The sequence below is a fragment of the Treponema sp. Marseille-Q4130 genome (assembly GCF_014334325.1).
GTDB lineage: Bacteria > Spirochaetota > Spirochaetia > Treponematales > Treponemataceae > Treponema_D.
The window spans coordinates 320,856-340,945 of the sequence record NZ_JACSET010000002.1 but is presented as its reverse complement, the minus strand read 5'-3'; the positions used below and the strand labels follow the sequence as shown (position 1 = coordinate 340,945).

Here is a 20,090-nt window from a genome sequence, read left to right as displayed (position 1 = left end):
AACCGTATAGCAACGCTCCGTGTGTTTCCTTGCTTTGCATCTGTGCATGATCGGGGGCACCGCCGCTTCTCACGTACGCGTCTGCAGGCACACGCTGCAAAGCCTTGCGACTTACGCCAGATTCGACGTAAGCCATGATTTGAACGCTTCGTAATCGTTTTCCATCGGGACGGCGTTGTCGGGGAGCTGCATCACTTGCATGAGCCTGTCGGGCATGGGCGGCTCTCTTCCGCAGGCTTCGGCGACGGTTTCGCTGAACTTTGCGGGATCGGCGGTTTCGAGGATGATGCCGACGCTCTTTTTTTCCGTGACGAAGCGCGCCCAATCGGGGATATTCGGCGTGAGACCGGGCTTTTCGCTTGAGCCTTTGATGCCGCCCATGAGATTTTGCATGGAGCCGCTTCTGATGTCGTCCCACGCTTTCCACGCTATCGCTCCGTGCGGATCGGTGATGTATCCCGTTTTTGCGTGACACGATCGGACGGCGTTCATAATGCCGTCGTTGTCGAGCCAGTACGATGCAAAGAGATGCCGCACTTGTTCAAGCGAATACATTGCGGCTATGCGCTCGTAGTTGCTCGGAGCGCCGACATCCATCGCGTTTGCGTATGTTTCGACGGACGCTCGCGCGCGGTATTCTCCGGTGGCGATCCAGTCGGGAACGGTGTGATTCGTATTTGTTGCGGCGATGAAACCGGTGATCGGCGCTCCCATTTCGCGTGCGATGAGACCCGATGTGAGATTTCCGAAATTGCCGGACGGAACGGACATGATGACGGCAGGGTCGTCGATTTTGCTGTCGAGCTTTGCTCTGTCGCGAGAAGCGAGAGAAGCGTACATATAATAAAAGCTCTGCGGCAAAAGGCGCGCGATGTTTATCGAATTTGCGGAAGAGAGGCGAAAAGTTTTTCGCAATTCGGCATCGGTAAAGGCGGTTTTGACGAGTTTTTGGCAATCGTCGAAAGTACCGCGCACTTTGAGCGCTCGTACGTTTCCGGTAAAGGTCGAAAGCTGTTTTTCCTGCAGGGCGCTCACTTTTCCTTCGGGGTAGAGGATCGTCACGTCGAGACCCGCCACGTTGTGGAATGCGCTTCCGACGGCGCTTCCCGTGTCGCCCGAAGTTGCGACGAGGATGTGGAGCGTACCCTTTTCGGTTTTATTAAAAAACGACATGACGCGCGCCATAAAACGTGCGCCGAAATCTTTAAACGCGCATGTCGGTCCGTGAAAGAGTTCCAGCACATAGGTGATCGAATCGAGGGGAACGAGTTTCGGCGAAAACGGATATGCGTCTTCGATGATACCTTTGAGTTCGTCGTCCGGGATTTCGCCTTCGACGTAGGGTTTTGCCATATTGAATGCGATATCGCGGAAACACGGAGCGGGCGTTTTATTGATAAAGGTCCGATCGATGTGCGGAAACGATTCGGGCATATAGAGGCCGCCCGTTACGGGATTCATGCCGCTCATTACGGCGGTTCGAAAATCGGTTTTTACGCTTGCCTCTCGCGTATCGGTGTACTTCATATCATATCCTTCCGAAAATTAATAATATCGATTTTATCGTTACATTCCGTAGAGTATCGCCTGCACCGTTTGCGAAGCGATTTTTTTGCGGCACGCTTCGACGGCGAGATATTGCGATGTCCCGCTCTCCGATGCCGTCTGCCGCGTTTTATATAACACTGCTCCGTTTTGCATATCGATGCATACAATGTCGGCGACGAGTGTGCACGCATAGGTGCCGTCATCTTTGCGTTCCGAAGGAGCGGCGAATTTTATCGAACCCGATACCATAAAACCGGATGAGTCGCCGACGATGGCGCGCGTCGCTTTGTAAAGAGACGCGATGCTTTGATTCAGATAATTGGGAGAAGGGATGGGAGAGTTTCCCGATCGGACGCCGGAATTGATAAAGTCTCTCAGAATGTAGCGCGAATTGGTAAGTGCGCGCCCGTTTTCATCGAAATCGAACACGTAGAGAATGCCGCTTTTTTTTGCCGAGTCGGTTCGGACTTTGTAAGGTGCCGTAACGCTCGCGGCACGGGCGGCTTTGACGGTTTCGGGATTCGAATTGACGGGTGTCGGATAAAAGGTTACGACCGCGTTGAACGACGAAGTCGGAACTTCGGGCATAAATTCGATGCGTCCGTTTTCGTCCGTCGTTAAAACGATTTCGTCGTAGACGATCGAATCGTCCGTGCGCGATGCGGGGTATGAAACGGTGATCGGCATGCCGGGAACCTCTTTCCCCTCCACATCTTTTACGAGGAGCGTATACGCCGACGGAAAAGGGACGTGCTTTACCGTTTGCTTCGGAAAAGAAACGATGTTCAAAGCGATGCCGGAAATCCTCGTTAAAAATTCGTTTTGTTCGATATCGGCAGGACTCGGCGTTTCAAGTGCGCCTTCCGCGGCCGGTAGGGGAAGTGCGGATTTTGCGCCTTTTTTCGATGCATACGCACCGGATAAAAAAGCCGAAAAAAGCAATACCGCCGGAGCGATCGAACGGTATCTTTTTATTAAAACAACCATAGGAACCCTTGTTGAAATTATTAATTTAAAAATCGAATGCACAATACGTTTGAAAACGGAATTTCGCTCAAAGAACTCGAGCGCGGCAAAGCGGACGGGGTATCGCCGATTATAAGCCTGTAATTTCAAAAGTCGTCATTCATCTATACAGTATATCGTCTTTTTGAAAAAATCTCAAGATTTCGGATTGTCAAATTTCCCGCTTGCCCTGTTGCTCAAAAGGCGCCGTCTATCTAAAATAGGCATACTATGAGAAGTACGAGGGCGGTCGTTTATAAAAACAATTTGATACACAATCTTTCCGTCGTTAAATCCTTTATTAAAAACGATGTGAAAATCTGCGTGGCGGTGAAAGCGAACGGTTACGGCTCGGGCGCGGTTTTTGCCGCAAAGACGGCGCTCGCTTCAGGCGCATCGTTTTGCGCGGTTGCGACCGTAGACGAAGGGATCGAGCTTCGTGAAAGCGGCATCGCCTCTCCGATTTTGCTTTTAAGTCTGTGTACGCCCGACGAGATGAAAGACGCCGTTTTATATAAGCTTACCCCCCTCGTGTGCGACGAAGCCTATGCCGAACTTTTCAACGTCGCTGCCGGAAAATATGCTGCCGGGAAATTTCCCGTACATCTTGCAGTCGATACCGGCATGCGCCGCATAGGATGCTCCGTCGATGAAGCTTCGCTCTTTGCAAAGCGCATCGTAAACTTGCCCCACCTTGCACTCGGAGGGGTGTGTACGCATTTTTCTTCGGCGGATGAAACGGATGAGGCGGCGAGGCGGTATACGGACGATCAATTTTCGCATTTTATGTGCGCCGTCAAATCGATCGAAGATGAAGGTATAGACCCTGGCATCAGGCACTGCGCGGCGTCTGCTGCGCTGATCGACCGGCCGGAAATGCAGCTCGATATGGTGAGACCGGGGATCCTTATGTACGGCTATTTTGACGGGAGCATCGACGGCGCTTACTGTGCCGAGCGGGGAAAGCCGTGTACGCTCGAACCCGTGATGGCTCTTGAAAGCGAAGTCGTTGCGATCAAATCGATAAAAAAAGGGGAGGCGGTTTCGTATAACCGCACGTGGACAGCCGAATGCGATACCGCCCTCGCAACGCTTCCGATCGGCTACGCCGACGGATTGCCGCGCGGCGCATCTCCCGGTCTGTGCGTCGCGATAAACGGAAAAAACTATCCCGTCGTCGGGCGCATCTGTATGGATCAGTGTATGGTCGATGTCGGCTCAGGCGGCGTCCGCCGTTGGGATAAAGCTCTCATATTCGGCCCTGAAAATTCCGGTGCGCTGCAGACGGCGGCGGACATTGCAAAGGCTTCCGGCACGATTTCGTATGAGATTTTGACGGGGATCGCAAAGCGCGTGCCGCGCGTAGAAGTGTAGCGCGGAAATGTTGTTTGCCGAACATTAACAAAAATGCATAATGCGCTTCGCATCGGCGGCAAGGTAAAAAGAGCCTGAAACGAGCAGGACGGCGGAAGCGGCTTCGGCTTTTTCGAATGCGCTTTGTACCGCTTTTTCAAAATCGATTTCACAAGTGAACGAAAGGTGCGCGCTTTTACAGGCGGCCTCTGCGCGTTCTATGTCGCCGTGTTTTGTAAATCCCGGTTTTGTCAACGTGATCGAATGAAATGTGCCGCGAAAAAGGCGGGCAATCGCTTCGACATTTTTGTCGGCTGCAAGCGCAAAAAGCAGATGGCGCGGGCGGGACGGGAAGAGGGAAGTGAGGGCGTCAAGCGTATTTTGCATACTCAAGACCGTATGCGCTCCGTCAAAGACGACGACGGCATTGCGGTAGGGTATGATTTCAAAGCGGGCGGGGAGGCTTGCCTTTGCGAGTCCCTTTTCGATAATGGCCTCATCGATTGAGGGCAGTGCCGTTTTTACCGCGAGGGCGGCTTGAGCCGCATTTTGTGCCTGCACCGAGCCGAGCATACGCAGTGTCGTTTGTACGGGACGGGAAAACAGAGGGCTTTCGAAACATAGGTTCATACAGCAATCATTTGTATACGAAATTTCTCGAAATCGTATCATATCGTCTAAAAAAGTGCACGATGTATCAAGTTTTTGAGCTTTTTTTTGAAATATTCGGTAGACAGAATGTGTCGTTTGATGCGAAACGATGACGGGGATGCGCGGTTTTATGATGCCCGCTTTTTCCGCGGCGATTTTTTCAAGCGTGTCGCCGAGGTATTCGGTGTGCTCGAGTTCGATCGGCGTAATGCAGCAGAGTTTCGGCGTGACGACGTTTGTCGCGTCGAGCCTCCCGCCCAATCCGACTTCGAATACGTTCCAATCGGTGCGCGCTCGACGAAAGCACAAAAACGCGTAGAGCGTCACAAGTTCGAACCATGTAAGAGTGCGCGGTATTTTTTTTTCGCTTTCTGCCGATTGCACCGCATGCATCAATTCCGCTGCAGCGTCACTGTAGACCGCGTCCTCGAAAAAGCCGCCGGGTGTCGCGATGCGTTCACGGAAATCGCTCACGTGCGGAGAAGTGTAGAGACCGACGGAAAAGCCTGCTTCCTGCAAAATGCATGCGATCATCTTTGAAACGGAGCCTTTGCCCTTGGAACCGGCAATGTGAATGCACGGAGACGAGGCTTCGGGATGTCCGAGCCGTTCGCAAAAAAAACGCATCGTGTCGAGCCAAAACATATTTTTTTGCGGAAGCTTTTCAAAATTGATAAAAGAATCGAGCCATCTTTCAAAGCTGCGCATCGAAGGAACATATTCCATGACGGCGAGTATAACACGGATTTGCAGGAGAGCACAGGGGTTGTCTCAAAAGTCGGTTCCTATAAACGTGGCATTGCAGGAAGTGTCAACTTCCGAAAATGCCGCGTTAGTGCGCAAAAGCGCACACGTATATGGGCGAGTTTTCAAAAGAAAACGGTTTGCTCTGCAAACTTGCAGTTAAAAGTGCCGCGCCATTTCAGCGGCGCTTTTAAACGTTACTTTTTCAACAGCCAGTCGCGAAACGTCCGGAGTGAAATCGTCCGAAATGTCTCGATCTCGCGGTTTGCAAAACGCGAGATTTGTGCTATTGTTATTTTACTATGAAATTATGCATACACAATGCGACGGTGCTGAACGGCATTTCGCAGATGGGCGACTGCGCCGTTTTAATCGACGGCGGGAAGATCGCCGATATATTTTCCGAAAACCGTTTTCGTCAAAAGTCATTCGATAAAGACGTCGCCCTTATCGACGCGCGCGGCATGTACGTCGCCCCCGGTTTGATCGACACTCATATACACGGCTTTAAAGGGCACGGTACGGACGATTGTACGACCGAAGGCATACTCGAAATGTCGGCCGACCTTGTACAGTACGGAGTTACTTCCTTTAATCCGACGATGTATCCATCCGATGAAGCGACGATGATTTCGTCGATCAAAGCGATCGTGCGCGCTATGGGAAAGGAAAGGGGCGCGAGGATTATGGGGATACACCTCGAAGGGCCTTTTATTTCGCCGTATAAACTCGGCGTGCAGCGCCCCGAAACGGTAAAGAGCGTCGACCTCGATTTGATGGAGCGGTTGTGGGAAGCGTCCGAAGGACACATCGTAAATATGACCGTCGCTCCCGAATTGAAGGATATGCGGCGCCTCGCGCTTATGTGCATCGATAAGGGGATCGTGCTGCAGGCGGGACACACCGATGCCGCTTACAGCAATATGGTCGAAGGTATGCAGGCGGGGATTTTTCACGCGACTCATTTTTTCAATGCGATGAGTCAAATGCATCACCGGAACCCCGGTGCGGTAGGAGCGGTTCTCATTCATCCCGAAATGACGTGCGAAATTATCGCCGACGGCGTGCACGTACACCCCGACCTCTTTAAACTTTTGCAAAAAGACAAGACGAGCGATCAAATTGTCCTCGTCACCGATGCGCTTACTCCGACCGAAGAGAGAGGCGATCATTTGACGGCGAACGGCGAAGAAGTCGTTTTCAAAGACGGCTGCTTTCATCGGAAATCGGACGATGTCATAGCAGGTTCCTCGCTTACGATGATACGCGGATTGAAAAATCTCGTAGCCTTCGGTTTTCCTTTGAGCGATGCATTAAAGTGCGCGTCGGCGAATCCTGCGCGTATTATGAAGTATCAAAAAAAAGGCATGCTCGTGCCGGGGTACGACAGCGACGTCATCGTCTTCGATAAGGATTTTGTGCTGCGCTTTGTGATGGTGCAGGGACGTACGGTCAAAAATACGTTTTAAGTTGTTGCGGTATTCATTTTAATAATTAATAATAGGAGCTTAGTATGCGGGTTATCATCAAAAAAGATTACGATGCGTGTTCGGCTTGGGTTGCGCAGCACATTGCGCGGCGCATTGTCGATTATAATCCGAGCGGATCGAATCCCTTTGTGCTCGGGCTTCCGACGGGCAGTACGCCTATCGGAACCTATCGGGCGCTTATCGAATTATACAAGGCGGGAAAGGTTTCATTTAAAAACGTCGTCACGTTCAATATGGACGAATACGTCGGTCTCGACGACAAACACCCGCAAAGCTATCATTATTTTATGTTCGATAATTTTTTTAATCACATCGATATCGATAAAAAAAATATCCACATATTGAACGGGATGGCACAGGACAAAGAAGCCGAATGCGCCGCTTATGAAAAAGCGATCGAAGCTGCGGGCGGCATACGTCTCTTTTTCGGCGGCATCGGAAGCGACGGGCACATCGCGTTCAACGAGCCGGGTTCGTCGCTCGCATCGCGCACGCACGCGGCGACACTGACGAAAGAAACAGTCGATGCGAACGCTCGGTTTTTCGGCGGCGACCTTTCGAAAGTTCCGACTCAGGCGCTGAGCGTCGGTGTCGGAACCATCTGCGATGCGGATGAAGTGGTCATCATGGCGACGGGCAGGGTAAAAGCCCGTGCGGTCGCTCAGGGCGTCGAAGGGGCGATTTCTCACCAATGGGCGGTAACGGCGCTTCAGCTGCATAAAGATGCCGTAATCGTGTGCGACGATGAAGCGAGCGAAGAGCTGAAAGTGAAGACGGTGCGCTATTTTACCGAAATCGAATCGCATATCGAAGAAAAGGCGCTGTGACGGATTTGCGCGTTGCGCCGTTTTTGGAACGCTTCGGCTTTTCGCTTTCCGCGTACGATGTCGAAAAAATCACGTGTGCTCTCCTTGCCGATATGCATCTTTCGCTCGATGTAAAAGGAGGCGGAGATGAGCTTATGCTGCCGACGCACAGAACGCTTCCCGCCCTGATCGAGACCGGCAAAACGGCTGTCGTCATCGACGCGGGAGGAACAAACTTCCGCTCCTGCCTCGTTTCGTTTGATGCTGCGGGAAAACCGATGATCGAAGGCGTGCGCAAAAAGGCGATGCCCGGAACCTGTCCAAAAGAAGCGTTTTTCGATGAAATCGCGGCGAACCTCGATTACATCAAAGATGCATCCGATACGATAGGTTTTTGCTTTTCGTACGGCATGGAAATGCTTGAAAACGGGGATGCGAAGATACTCGAACTTTCGAAAGAGATGAAGGGGAAGGGCATCGTCGGTTCTCTTGCAGGCGCTTCCCTTTCCGAAGCACTCGTTCGGCGCGGCTGGAAAAAAAAGGCGCGTATCGTCGTCGTAAACGACGCGGCGGCGGCTCTCCTGGCGGGCTTTGCGGGAAAGGCGGAAGGCAAATCGTACGATTCGTATGCCGCCTTTATACTCGGCACGGGGATCAATTCCGCCTATATCGAATACGAAAAAATCGGAAAACTCTCCGGTATAAAGCGCCTTGAAAATCAAATCGTCGTCTGCGAATCGGGCTCTTTTTCGGATTTGCCGAAAAGCGTATTCGATACGGAACTCGATGCGGCATCGACGACGAAGGGCATGTATACGCTTGAAAAGATGTGCGGCGGCGTCTATCTCGCACAGCTCGCTTCCCTCATGCTCGACCGTGCGTGCGTTTCAGGGCTCGTTTCGGAAAAAGCGGCAAAACGGCTCGACAGCTCGGGACGGCTTTCGCTTTCCGACATCGACGGCTTTTTGCATACGCGCTCGGCGGATAATGCCCTGCTCGCGGGTGTCTCCTTTGCAGCCATGCCTTCCGATTTCGATGCGCTGTATTCCGTATTCGATGCGCTTATAGAACGGGCAACGCGGATTGCCGCCGCCGCAGCTTCGGCTGCAGTGATAAAAACCGGCAAGGGAAAAGACCCTTCGCGTCCCGTGTGTCTTTTGTGCAACGGAACGACCTTTTATAAAACGCACGATTTTGAAAAGCGTTTTCGCTCATACGTATACGATGCGCTCACCGAAAAGCGAGGAATTTATTTTGATGCGGTATCGGTACAGGACGATATCGCGATCGGTACTGCCGCGTCGGCGCTCGGAACGGAATCCGTCTAATGTGCGGGCGGCGATTCGAATCGGGTGAAAGGATGTCCGTATGCCGTGCCTGCCGCAGGTAATTTTTACTACGGTTGGTTTTACCGTTGACAGGGAGCGTGCAGTTCTTTATACTCAGAAAATACGCGGACGATTAGCTCAGCTGGTTAGAGTACCTGGTTTACACCCAGGGTGTCGGGGGTCCGAATCCCTCATCGTCCAAACATACTCCGTACGTCGGCGTACACGTTTCAATGATGTCAGATAAAAAAAAATACGCAAAACATTTTTTACTCGACGTACGGACGGCTGTCGAATATGTGCGAGAGGTGCTCGACTATTTTGATGCGGACGAAGAGCTCGGCTGCACGGAAATCGGTGACGGAAATATCAACTATGTGTTCAAAGTGTTCGGCAAAACGAGCGGCAAGTCTCTCGTCATAAAACAGGCGGACACGCTGCTTCGCTCATCCGGACGTCCGCTCGACATGCATCGAAATAAAATCGAAGCGGAGATTTTGAAAATCGAAAAATCGCTTGCGCCCGACTTTGTGCCCGAAATCTATCACTATGACGAAGCGATGTTCGCACTGTCCATGGAAGACATTTCGGCGTATAAGAATTTGCGCAAAGAGCTTGCCGCGGGGAAAATCTTTCCGGCATTGAGCGATGAGCTTTCGACCTTTCTTGCGGATACGCTGCTTCCGACGACGGATTTGGTTATCGGAAGAGCTGAAAAAAAAGAGCGCGTCAAGCTTTTTACGAATCCCGAACTCTGCGATATTTCCGAAGATTTGGTGTTTACCGAACCGTATTGGGATTACAAAAAGCGTAACGTCGTCATACCGGAAAATGCGCATTTCGTCGAAAAAGCGTTGTACGAGGACAAAGCGCTGCACGCGTGCGTCGCGCGCCTCAGAGACGATTTTATGAATCACGCGCAGGCGCTCGTTCACGGAGATTTGCATTCCGGTTCCATCTTCGTAAATGAAGGCGGCATAAAAGTAATCGATCCGGAATTCGCGTTTTACGGTCCCATGGGCTACGATGTCGGAAACGTCATCGGAAATCTCTTTTTCGCGTATGCGAACGCGTACTGGACGAAGCCTGAAAATGCGGAATTTTTATCGTGGCTGCAAAAGACGATTGCGGACGTTTTCGATTCGTTCAAAACGAAGTTTGAAAAAAAATACGATACCCTTGTCGAATTCCCTCTGTATAAAAACGAGCGCTTTAAAAAAGCGTATACCGAAGGGGTGCTCGCCGATTCGGCGGGTTATGCGGGGACGGAAATCATCCGGCGAGTCGTCGGGGATGCGAAAGTGTCGGAAGTGACTTCCGTGACGGATACCGCGCTGAAAGTACCGCTCGAAAGGAGTCTCATCCTGCTCGGAAAAACTTTTATAAAGCGGACGGACGATATGAAATCGGGAAGCGATCTTGTGCAGGCGGCAAACGATATTTTCGGCTGCGCAAAGCGGGGTGAACTATGAAGCGGTGTGATTTCGATTTGCCCTTTTTGCTGAGATACGAAAACGTCGCGTGGTACGAAAACGGAAAAGTGCGCATATTGGACAGACGCATCTATCCTACGGAAATAAAATTCGTCGAATGCGCTTCGTATCGGGAAGTCGCACAGGCGATCGCCGATATGGTTACGCAGAGCGCCGGTCCCTATACGGCAGCCGGTATGGGTATGGCGCTTGCGGCTTACGAAGTAAAAGACAAAAGTACCGCTTCTCAGCTCGATTTTTTGCGCCAAGCGGCGCACGACATATCGCATGCAAGACCGACGACGGCAAACAGAATGAGTATCGTCACGGAGGGCTGCCTCAAAGCGGCCGAAAGCGCTCTTGCTGCCGGAAAAAACGTGTGTGAGGCGATCTTCGAGCGGACAATCGATTCGCTTGAGCGCCGCTACGGCACGATGGAAAAAGTCGGCGAATACCTCGCTTCTCTTTTTCCGAAAGGCGGAACGGTACTTACGCAGTGCTTCGGCGAAACGATCGTCGGTATGATGCTGCGTGCGGCGAAAAAAAACGGTAATGAGTTGAAACTCTACTGTACGGAAACGCGGCCCTACCTGCAGGGTGCGCGCCTTACGTCGAGCTGCTGTTATGAAATGGGTTTCGATACGACGGTCATCACGGACAATATGGTCGCCTACGCGATGCAAAAAAAAGGCATCGACGTCTTTACGTCGGCGGCAGATACGATCGCTCGCGACGGACACATCGCAAATAAAATCGGCACGTTTCAAATCGCGATTTTGGCAAAGCACTTCGGCATTCCGTATTTTGTGACGGGCATACCGGACGCGGATAAAATGACGATGCGCGATATCGTCATCGAAGAGAGAGACCCGTCCCTCGTGCTGAGTTCTGGCGGAAGGGTGAATACGCTTCCGGGCGTCAAAGGAATCTACCCTTCGTTCGATATTACGCCTCCGCATTTGATAAGCGGCATCGTTACCGATAAAGGCGTTTTTACGCCCTATACGCTGAACGACTATTTCAACACGAAAGCGGATGAGTATTATTGATGAAAAAAAGGCACACGGCGGAGGTAGGACAGATATGTATGACAAAGAGCGCAAAGCCATCGTCGATTTCGGCAAGCGTTTGATTTCGGAGCATCTTACATCGGGGACAAGCGGAAACATAAGCATTTTCGATCCGCGAAAAAAACTAATGATCATCAGTCCGTCGGGTATTCCGTATTTCGATACGAAAGAAAGCGATATCGTCGTAGTCGATCTTGACGGAAAAATCGTCGAAGGGGACAGAAAGCCGTCGAGCGAATGGGCGCTTCATGCGGCGATGTACGCGGCGAAAGCCGAAGCGAGGGCGGTCGTACACACGCATTCGATGTACTGCACCGTGCTTGCATGTCTCCATGAGCCCATCCGCGCAGTTCACTATGTCGTCGCGGATGCGGGTGCTCCGGAAGTTCCGTGCGCTCCGTATCGAACTTTCGGCACGATCGAATTGGCGGAAGCGGCAAAAGAAGCGATCGGAAAAAGCGATGCACTTCTTTTGGCAAATCACGGTATGCTTGCCGTCGGAAAAGATTTGCCTTCGGCATTCGGTTTGGCGCGCGGCATGGAATTTTGCGCCGAAGTGCAGTACCGGGCGATGTGCGCGGGAAAACCTTTCGTGCTGCCGGATGAAGAGATGGAGCGGGTTATCGAAAAATTCAAAGGCTACGGGCAGGTAAAAAACAGATAGGTGCAAGGCTCTGTCCGAAAGCGAACGCTTTGAACCGAGCCGGACAAAACAGACGCGGGAACGCTCGGTACGGGTTCTTTTACCCTTATCGGCGTTTCCCGATCACTCCATCGGATTTTTTACGTCGCTTCGAAATAAAAACAAATCCTGTATTTTCAGCGAATAAGAGGTGCTCGCTTCGTTGCGCTGTTCGGCTTCGCTTACGAGGGGGATGCTGAATGCGTGACTTACGGGCGTATAACCGTTTGCGCTCACTTCCACCGTAAACGTAAAGTATTTGCTTTCACCGAGTTTTTCCGCTTTGAAAGGCTTTACCCAAAACGAATACGATCCGTTTGTCGGCGCGTATGTTTTGCACGGATTCGACCACGTTTTGTCGATCATATCGGCATTGTGCTCGTCGCATTTAAGCGTGATCGTACAATCGATAAGCGGCTCAAAAGACGCACCGTCGAAAACGGTTCCCGAAAAAATCGGAAAATTGAACGAAATCCGAGGTTCTTCCGAATGTACGCTCGGCGCAATATCCTTGTGATACGGACGTTTTACGGAATTGATGACGCGTATGGCTTCCATAGTGAGCGCGTCGATATCGGCTTTTATCTGCGGCATCGGGATGTTCATCGTATGTACGATACCGCGTCCGGAAACGACGTAGCGCGGCGGAATGCGGTTGAGCACATAGCTTACGGCATCGATCCGGCAATCTTCGCAGTCGCAGGTAAGCCATGAAGGCCTCGTTTCGTTGAGCCGTTCATACATGAGAGCGACGCGTGACGTTACCAATTCTTCCATTACGTTGTGAACTTTCATATTCCTCCCGCAAAACTCCCGCATTTCAAAAACCGTATTTCATTTTGTTAATATTAATTTAATTTCCGCCCTTGCGGGTATAGGATGCGAGTCCTCCCGCAAGCAGAATCGCGCGGCTGCGCTTGCTTAAATCGTTTGTGCCGTTGATTTTTTTCCCGTTTACGGCTATCTCGAACGGAGATCCCGTTTTCAACGCTTCGGCGATATTTCCGATTTCAAGCGTATCTCCCTGTTTGATTATATCATAATCGGCGGGATTTGCAAATTCCATCGGAATGATACCGTAGTTTATGAGGTTCGCTTTATGGATACGTGCAAAGCTTTTTACGATGACCGCGCGTACGCCCAAGTACATGGGACCGAGGGCTGCGTGTTCGCGGGAAGAGCCCTGTCCGTAATTTTCACCTGCAACGATAAAGCAGCCGGAAAAACGCATTCGTTCGGCACGCTCGTAAAAAGTTTCATCGATACGCGAAAAAGTGAATTTGCTTATCTCGGGGATATTCGAACGGAACGGAAGCACTTTCGTTCCCGCCGGCATGATATCGTCGGTCGAAATATTGTCTCGAGCTTTCAGCAGTACCGGCAATTTGAGAGAGGATGCGCACGGAGGGCAGGGCGGACATTTTTTTATGTTCGGCCCGCGGAGCACTTCGACTTTTTCCGCTTGTTCCTGAGGAAGCGGGGGGATGAGGAGCCCTTCGTCTTTCGCCGCTTTTTTAATAATTTTTGCATCGAGCCGCGCATCGGTTCCGTCGAGGAGACTCACTCGCTTCGATCGCACGTAGGCGCAGTCGGTATATGAAAGCGTTTCCGCTTCGATAAACACGCCCGTAACTGCGGAGGCAGCCGCGGTTTCGGGTGAGACGAGGTAAACCTTTGCATCGGCCGTTCCGCTTCTGCCTTTAAAATTGCGGTTGAACGTGCGAAGCGATACTCCCTCGCTGTTCGGCGCAAAGCCCATGCCGATGCACGGACCGCACGCGCTTTCGAGGATGCGGAAGCCCGCTTCGATGAGCGTACCGAGAATGCCCGCTTTTTCCGCCATCATGAGCGTTGCCCGGCTTCCCGGCGCTATGCCGGCTTCGACTCCCGGAGCTATGTGTTTGCCTTTGACTATCGCTGCGACCGTTTCCAAATCGTCGAGGGAGCTGTTCGTGCACGAGCCGATGACCACCTGCGTTACCGGTTTTCCCGAAAGATTTTTTACCGGAACGACGGCGTCAGGAGAATGCGGCTGGGCGGCGAGTGCCGACAGTTTCGTCAAATCGATTTGGATGATTTTATCGTATTCGGCGCCGACGTCGGCTTCCTGTTTCGTCCAATCTTTTGCCCTCCCCATCGACGCGAGAAAGGTTTTTGTTTTGGCGTCCGACGGGAAAACGGAACAGGTTGCGCCGAGTTCCGCGCCCATATTCGTAATCGTTGCGCGCTGCGGAACGGTGAGCGTTTCAACGCCCGAACCGAAATATTCGTAAACCGCGCCGACTCCTCCCTTTACCGTTTCCCGCCTCAGCACTTCGAGGATGATGTCTTTTGCGCTGACTCCTTTTCGAAGGCATCCGGTGAGCTGTACGCCGAAGATTTTCGGCATCGCCAAGTGAAAGGCTCCGCCCCCCATTGCGACGGCGACGTCAAGTCCGCCCGCTCCGATGGCGATCATGCCGATACCGCCGCCGGTCGGCGTGTGACTGTCGCTGCCGAGCAGCGTTTTACCCGGCTTTCCGAAACGCTCGAGGTGTACCTGATGACAGATGCCGTTTCCCGGTCGTGAAAAATAGAGACCGTATTTTTCGGCGATGCTCTGCAGGTAGCGGTGATCGTCCATATTTTTAAAATCGGTTTGCAGCGTATTGTGGTCGACATAGGAAACGGAGAGTTCCGTTTTGACGCGGGGGACGCCGATCGTTTCGAATTGGAGATAGGTCATCGTTCCCGTTGCATCCTGCGTCAGCGTTTGATCGATACGGATCGCGATATCGTCTCCTCTCCGTATCGGCTCTCCCGGAACAAAGCGCGTATCGGGACATGCTTCGGGAATGATGTGCGCCTGTAATAATTTTTCCGTGAGCGTTAGGGACATAGCGTTACCTCGATATTTTACACGAAATATATTTTAACAGATTTTATACTTCTGTTCAACGCGCCGATGTACGGCCGATGTACGGTACACATCGATCTACCGATGTGTCCACTTTATGTGTGCCGCATGTGCCTGTCCTCATATACGCACGTTCGACTGCGCTTCAAACTTGCTTGGATTTTTTCGTAAAATTGTGCTATGCTTATCGATATGAAGCGTGCGGTGCGAATATTGACGATCGGTGTTCTCGTTGCGGTTTTTTTTATCGCATCGTGTTCGGACAATCAAGCCGTCATCGCTTCCGATACGGGCGAAACGCTCCGCGCAAAAGCGGCCATAAAAGATGAGGATGCGTTGTGGACGCGCGAAGTTGAAAAAGAGCGCCTTATGCGGACGATCGAAGCAAACGAAGCGCTTTCGTCTTCGGTAAAACTCAGCCCCGAATCGCTGATCGCTTCTCTTTCGTCCTCCGAAGCGGTGTATCCCTGCATACAAGGATTTGCAAGTCTCGATACGACTCTCATGTCGAGCGAGCTGCAAATGGCGCTCGACGCTTTCGTTTCAGCTCTTTCCCGCAACGAGAGTGCGGACGCGTCGTTTGCTCCTGAAAATTTGTTTTCATACGTCTTTTTTCTTTCCGATTTGAAAAGCGGATGGAAAGCACATTTCGATTCCGACTTCCCCGCCGCGCAAACGCTGCTTTTTGTTTCGTCGATTTACGGTTCGCCTTTTATCGACGATGAGGGGGCGGAAGTTCCCGTGCGCTTCGGATTTTCAGGCGGCTTTATCGATGTGCTGCTGTATTTTGAAAAAGACGGGGAAACCTATACGATCAGTAATATCGAAATACGGAAATGGGAGCGGGTCAATGGAAAATAATAATTTAACCGGCATAGAGCGCGAGCTCGTACTCCAATACCTGATCGACGGAAACGTTCCCGTCACCGTAACGCCGATGGAAAAAGACGGTGCGGCAGGAGACGCGATACACCCGCTTTCGTCGGCAGTGTTTCCCGTCGCGCTCAAAGCAGAACAGCTCGCTTCGGGCGGCAGCGGCATAATTTTATTAAAAAATCCGCCGCAGTCGGTGATCGGCTTTGCGGGAAAACGCGTTCGCATCGAATTTTATTTCAACCGTGTCGGCCTTTTTTTTATTACGGAAATGCGCTCGGTAAAATCGGGACTCGCCTTTGTCGTTCCCGAAGCGATTTGCCGTATCAAAGATACGGAAGCGAAGCACGATTACGATTTTTCCGCGACGGTCTATTATTCGTGCAGCAACAAAGCGACCGTCAACTTCGACTGCGTGCCGTGTGAAGGCTACGAACTTTTCGCGCGTCCGGTGTGGGCTTCGATCGCGCTCGAACAGCAAAAGACGGCAAAGGCTTATCTTGAACGATTTGTCGCCCAAGCAAAAAAGGAAAAAAATGCGGGCAACGGTCTGCAGCTCATTCCGATATGCCGCTACCTCACGGAAAGGCGCACGAAAATCGAATCGTTTTCGGGAAGCGTAAAACCGCTCGATATCCTGTACGTCGACCACGAGCGCATCGTTTTCGGAAGCGTCGATGAAAATTTTCAGCTTTCGCGCGGTGCCGAATACGCGCTCAAATTGTCGTTTTCACTGCACGAAGGTCCAGTCGCAAGCCGCGATGTCTTTGCTACCTGCGCGCCTGCGAAAGTATACAGTGCGGAAGCGAGAGGTCGCACGTGCGCTGATTGCGTCTACACGTCGCTGCAGGAAGAAGACCTGAGATTCATATACGAAAAAGCGACGAAAAATTTATACCTGTGACCGGCTTGATGCCGTATCGCCTTCCTCTGTTTTCTTTTCGCCGTCTTTCTTTTGTCCGTTTTCCGAATCATATACGGTAAATTCGAGCCGTGTGTCCTGCGGTTTGTTCCCGAGCAAAATCGCAACGGGGTGCAAAAGCGGTATGTTTTCGCAGATGATCTTTATGATGACGGTGAGCGGGACGGCGAGGATCATGCCGACAAAGCCCCACATCCAGCCCCACAGAGAGAGCATGACGAGGATGACGAAGGGGGAAATGCCGAGGTTGTGCCCTTCGATACGCGGTTCGACGAAATTGCCGAGTACCATATTGACCGTCGTTGTTCCCGCAACGATAAAGACGATGGGAGCGGGATGCGGAAAAAACTGCAATAACGCAAATACGGATGTCGCCGCGACCGAAACGATCGAACCGAAGTTCGGGATAAAGTTCAGCACGAACGCAAAAAATCCCCATACGATCGCGAAGTCGAGATCGACGACTTTTGCCGCAGCATAGATGAGCACTCCCGTCGCAAGAGAGATGAAAAATTTTATCGAAATGAAGCGCACGACTTGCGTCATCGTCCGCTTGACGATTTCGAAAAGTCGGTTTTTCATTCGCCCTTCAAAAGCTTCTCTGAGCTTTTCGCCCGTGACGTGCATTTCGACGAGCAAAAAGATAAACATCAATACGATGACGAGTATGTTGCGGACGATGGACACCATATTCGCCGAAAGCGAAAACAGCATACGGCGCATCATAACACCGATATTGAACTGTTCCCCGAGCGCGGTCTGCAGATTGTAAAAAAAACTTTTATCCGCATCGAAACCTAAATTGAATTTATTTGCAAAAAATTTATAGATTGAAAGAAATTTCGATTCGTATTTCGAATATTCGGAAAGGATCGTACGGAGGCTTGCAAATACGAGAGTGCCGAGCACCGCGATAGCGACGACGAATAGAATCGTGACGACGGCGATGTTGAATACCCACGGCAAGTGAATTTTATTCATACCGCGGACGATCGGCAAGAGTACGAATGAAAACATGATCGCGATGATGACGGGAATGACCACGCTCGCCGTTACTTTCAAAACAACAAAAAGCAAAATCGTTGCGATAAAAATCAATAAATATGCGATCTGCCGTGAAATCTGTTCTCTGCCGGTCATCGCTTAGACTCCGCGCTTTGCGCTTATCGTATCGAAGCCGCATAGCGCTCGCAGCACTTCGGGGACGGTAACAGAACCGTCTTCGTTTTGATAATTTTCGATGATCGAAAGCATCGCGCGTCCGACTGCGATTGCCGTTCCGTTCAGCATATGGACGTATTTGTTTTTGCCGTCGTCGTCTTTGTATTTGATGTTGAGACGCCTTGCCTGGTAGTCGGTACAGTTCGACGTCGACGTTACTTCTCCGTAGTCACCTGCGGGATGCGCTTCGTCCGCGCGGCCGGGCATCCACGCTTCCAAATCCCATTTGCGGTATGCGGGCGCTCCCAAATCTCCGGTGCACGTATCGACGACGCGGAAGGGGATACCGAGCCCCGTAAAGATTTCCTCTTCGATCAGGCGGAGCTTTTCGTGGATTGCGTCCGATTCTTCGGGCAGACAGTATACGAACATTTCGACTTTATCGAATTGGTGAACGCGGTACAAGCCTTTGCTGAAATGCCCCGCCGCTCCCGCTTCGCGTCTGAAACAGTGCGAAAGTCCGCAGTAAAAAAGCGGCAGCTTCGATTTGTCGAGTATTTCGCCCGAGTGATAACCGCCGAGCGTGATTTCCGCCGTCGCGACGAGGCATGTGCCTTCGTCTTCGATACAGTAAACGTTCGATTCGTTGCCGCGCGGATTGAAGCCGATGCCTTGAAGCACTTCCTGCTTTGCGATGTCGGGCGTGACGAAGGGCGTAAAGCCGTGTTTTCTCAAAATGCCGAGCGCATACATGATGAGCGCCTGTTCGAGAAAGACCGCTTCGTTTTTAAGATAATAAAATTTTTGTCCTGAAACCTTCGTGCCCCGCTCGAAGTCGATGATATCGAGCGATTCTCCGAGCGCCACGTGATCTTTCGGCGGGAACGAAAAAACGCGCGGCGTGCCGACTTTTTTTACTTCGAGGTTTTCCGTATCGACTTTTCCGATCGGGCAAGCCGGATGCGCCATATTCGGAATTTTCCGCGCGGCTTCTTCGAGCTTCGCTTCCGTTTCCGTCAATGTTTTTTCCGCATCCGCGATGGCATCTTTGAGCTCTTTCCCTTTTTCGATAAACTCCCGGCGCTTTGCCTCTTCGAGCTTTCCTTTCATTGCTGCGGCGTTTTCATTGCGCTTTTGCTGTAGCTGCTGCAGACGCGTGACAAGAGATGTCCGCTCGTCGTAAAGGCGCACGACTTCATCGGCGTCGGCCGTCATATTGCGGTTTACGATATTTTGTTTTACCGCTTCAAGATTGTCTTTGATAAATTTATAATCGAGCATATTTTATTCCTTGTTAATTAATAATGGGACTATCCGAAAATGTCGGTTTTCAGCGGCTTCCCCTGATTTTTCTGCGCGCTATTGCAAAGCGTACGTGATCGTGACGGTCGAACTCACTTCGATTTTTCCGGACGATATCGGTGTTGCGGCTCTGGTGCTCATTGCCGCCGGTGCGTAGTTCATCATGCTGATGCCGCCACCACCGCTTTCTTCGGTGATAGTAATCGCTTCTCCGATTTTGCAGCCGCTCGCTCCCGCTAAAAGCGCTGCCGTCTCCTGCGCCTGCCTTACGGCGAGCGTACGCGCTTCACGAATGAGAGCCGTGTCGTCCGCGACGGTAAACGTGAGGGAGGTAAGTTCGTTCGCTCCTGCTGAAATCGCCGTATCGATGACATCGCTTACAAGGGCGGTGTTGTGTACAACGATCTTCATTTCGTTCCGTACTCGATAGCGTCCGACTGACTGCCTCCCGCCATCCCATGATTCCTGCCGATATATGCTGTAGTTCGTCGTCGTTATATCGTTTGCGTTCACTCCCGAAGCGACAAGCGCAGCGCGTACGCGCGTCATGATTTCACTGTTCCGATCCGCGGCGGTTTTCGCAACCCATTCCTGCGTTACGACCGAAACGACGACGGACGCTTTATCGGGTTCTGCTTCCGAGACGCCGCGGCCTGTTACGGTGATCGTCCGCGAGGAGGCTTCCGCTTTTTTTACGAGCGAACACGACAGCGATGAAAACAGCACGACAGCCGCTATGATAATTTTAATAAACCGTTTCATATATTCCTCTGGTTCCTCCGTTCGA

General features: G+C 51.6%; 17 protein-coding genes and 1 tRNA gene. 10 read left to right on the top strand and 8 right to left on the bottom strand.

Annotated elements, in window-relative coordinates:
* Positions 1 to 111 precede the first annotated feature (111 nt).
* Both thrC and H9I36_RS03465 read right to left on the bottom strand, forming a co-directional pair.
* Positions 112 to 1,527, bottom strand: a complete 1,416-nt coding sequence (gene thrC / locus H9I36_RS03470) for a threonine synthase (RefSeq protein ID WP_187383987.1) — start codon at positions 1,525 to 1,527, stop codon at positions 112 to 114.
* Between the two features lie 39 nt (positions 1,528 to 1,566).
* Positions 1,567 to 2,535, bottom strand: coding sequence for a hypothetical protein (locus H9I36_RS03465; protein WP_187383986.1), 969 nt, complete (start codon positions 2,533 to 2,535; stop codon positions 1,567 to 1,569).
* A 249-nt stretch (positions 2,536 to 2,784) separates the two neighbouring features.
* Here H9I36_RS03465 and alr point away from each other — a divergent pair, with 249 nt between their 5' ends.
* Complete coding sequence (gene alr, locus H9I36_RS03460; protein ID WP_187383985.1) at positions 2,785 to 3,927, top strand: alanine racemase; 1,143 nt, start codon at positions 2,785 to 2,787, stop codon at positions 3,925 to 3,927.
* A gap of 24 nt (positions 3,928 to 3,951) precedes the next feature.
* Here the strand turns inward: alr and H9I36_RS03455 are convergent, their stop codons facing one another.
* A complete protein-coding gene (locus H9I36_RS03455; RefSeq protein WP_187383984.1) occupies positions 3,952 to 5,283 on the bottom strand; it encodes a bifunctional folylpolyglutamate synthase/dihydrofolate synthase in 1,332 nt (443 codons plus the stop codon).
* A 320-nt stretch (positions 5,284 to 5,603) separates the two neighbouring features.
* Here H9I36_RS03455 and nagA point away from each other — a divergent pair, with 320 nt between their 5' ends.
* From nagA to H9I36_RS03420, 7 genes are all read left to right on the top strand, one after another.
* Positions 5,604 to 6,770 carry an N-acetylglucosamine-6-phosphate deacetylase gene (gene nagA, locus H9I36_RS03450; RefSeq protein WP_187383983.1) on the top strand — a complete coding sequence of 389 codons (1,167 nt, stop codon included), beginning with the start codon at positions 5,604 to 5,606 and terminating at the stop codon, positions 6,768 to 6,770.
* Between the two features lie 44 nt (positions 6,771 to 6,814).
* Positions 6,815 to 7,618, top strand: coding sequence for a glucosamine-6-phosphate deaminase (nagB, locus tag H9I36_RS03445; RefSeq protein WP_187383982.1), 804 nt, complete (start codon positions 6,815 to 6,817; stop codon positions 7,616 to 7,618).
* Positions 7,615 to 8,925 carry a hexokinase family protein gene (locus H9I36_RS03440; protein ID WP_187383981.1) on the top strand — a complete coding sequence of 437 codons (1,311 nt, stop codon included), beginning with the start codon at positions 7,615 to 7,617 and terminating at the stop codon, positions 8,923 to 8,925. Before nagB ends, H9I36_RS03440 begins: the two co-directional genes overlap by 4 nt.
* A 127-nt stretch (positions 8,926 to 9,052) precedes the next feature.
* Positions 9,053 to 9,126, top strand: a tRNA-Val gene (locus tag H9I36_RS03435).
* Between the two features lie 32 nt (positions 9,127 to 9,158).
* Positions 9,159 to 10,397, top strand: coding sequence for an S-methyl-5-thioribose kinase (gene mtnK / locus H9I36_RS03430; RefSeq protein WP_255422640.1), 1,239 nt, complete (start codon positions 9,159 to 9,161; stop codon positions 10,395 to 10,397).
* Positions 10,394 to 11,446 (top strand): S-methyl-5-thioribose-1-phosphate isomerase, encoded by a 1,053-nt coding sequence (locus H9I36_RS03425; protein ID WP_187383979.1) that lies wholly within the window; start codon positions 10,394 to 10,396, stop codon positions 11,444 to 11,446. Before mtnK ends, H9I36_RS03425 begins: the two co-directional genes overlap by 4 nt.
* A gap of 34 nt (positions 11,447 to 11,480) precedes the next feature.
* Positions 11,481 to 12,131: an L-fuculose-phosphate aldolase gene (locus H9I36_RS03420; protein ID WP_187383978.1), complete on the top strand. Its 651-nt coding sequence runs from the start codon at positions 11,481 to 11,483 to the stop codon at positions 12,129 to 12,131.
* A 102-nt stretch (positions 12,132 to 12,233) separates the two neighbouring features.
* Here the strand turns inward: H9I36_RS03420 and H9I36_RS03415 are convergent, their stop codons facing one another.
* Entirely contained in the window at positions 12,234 to 12,944 is a 711-nt protein-coding gene (locus tag H9I36_RS03415) for a late competence development ComFB family protein (protein WP_187383977.1), read from the bottom strand.
* A gap of 58 nt (positions 12,945 to 13,002) precedes the next feature.
* Entirely contained in the window at positions 13,003 to 15,027 is a 2,025-nt protein-coding gene (locus H9I36_RS03410) for an aconitate hydratase (protein ID WP_187383976.1), read from the bottom strand.
* Between the two features lie 198 nt (positions 15,028 to 15,225).
* Between H9I36_RS03410 and H9I36_RS03405 the strand changes: the two genes are divergently transcribed.
* Together H9I36_RS03405 and H9I36_RS03400 are read left to right on the top strand one after the other, a co-directional pair.
* Positions 15,226 to 15,906 (top strand): hypothetical protein, encoded by a 681-nt coding sequence (locus tag H9I36_RS03405; RefSeq protein WP_187383975.1) that lies wholly within the window; start codon positions 15,226 to 15,228, stop codon positions 15,904 to 15,906.
* Positions 15,896 to 16,822, top strand: a complete 927-nt coding sequence (locus tag H9I36_RS03400; RefSeq protein WP_187383974.1) for a hypothetical protein — start codon at positions 15,896 to 15,898, stop codon at positions 16,820 to 16,822. Before H9I36_RS03405 ends, H9I36_RS03400 begins: the two co-directional genes overlap by 11 nt.
* Here the strand turns inward: H9I36_RS03400 and H9I36_RS03395 are convergent.
* The 3 genes from H9I36_RS03395 to H9I36_RS03385 form a co-directional block, all read right to left on the bottom strand.
* Positions 16,811 to 17,980: an AI-2E family transporter gene (locus H9I36_RS03395; protein WP_255422639.1), complete on the bottom strand. Its 1,170-nt coding sequence runs from the start codon at positions 17,978 to 17,980 to the stop codon at positions 16,811 to 16,813. The two genes, H9I36_RS03400 and H9I36_RS03395, sit on opposite strands and share 12 nt — an antisense overlap.
* A gap of 3 nt (positions 17,981 to 17,983) precedes the next feature.
* The gene (gene serS, locus H9I36_RS03390) at positions 17,984 to 19,282 is read right to left on the bottom strand and encodes a serine--tRNA ligase (protein WP_187383973.1); all 1,299 of its coding nucleotides are present in this window, start codon (positions 19,280 to 19,282) and stop codon (positions 17,984 to 17,986) included.
* Between the two features lie 78 nt (positions 19,283 to 19,360).
* Positions 19,361 to 20,065, bottom strand: a complete 705-nt coding sequence (locus H9I36_RS03385) for an SIMPL domain-containing protein (RefSeq protein ID WP_187383972.1) — start codon at positions 20,063 to 20,065, stop codon at positions 19,361 to 19,363.
* Between the last annotated feature and the right edge of the window lie 25 nt (positions 20,066 to 20,090).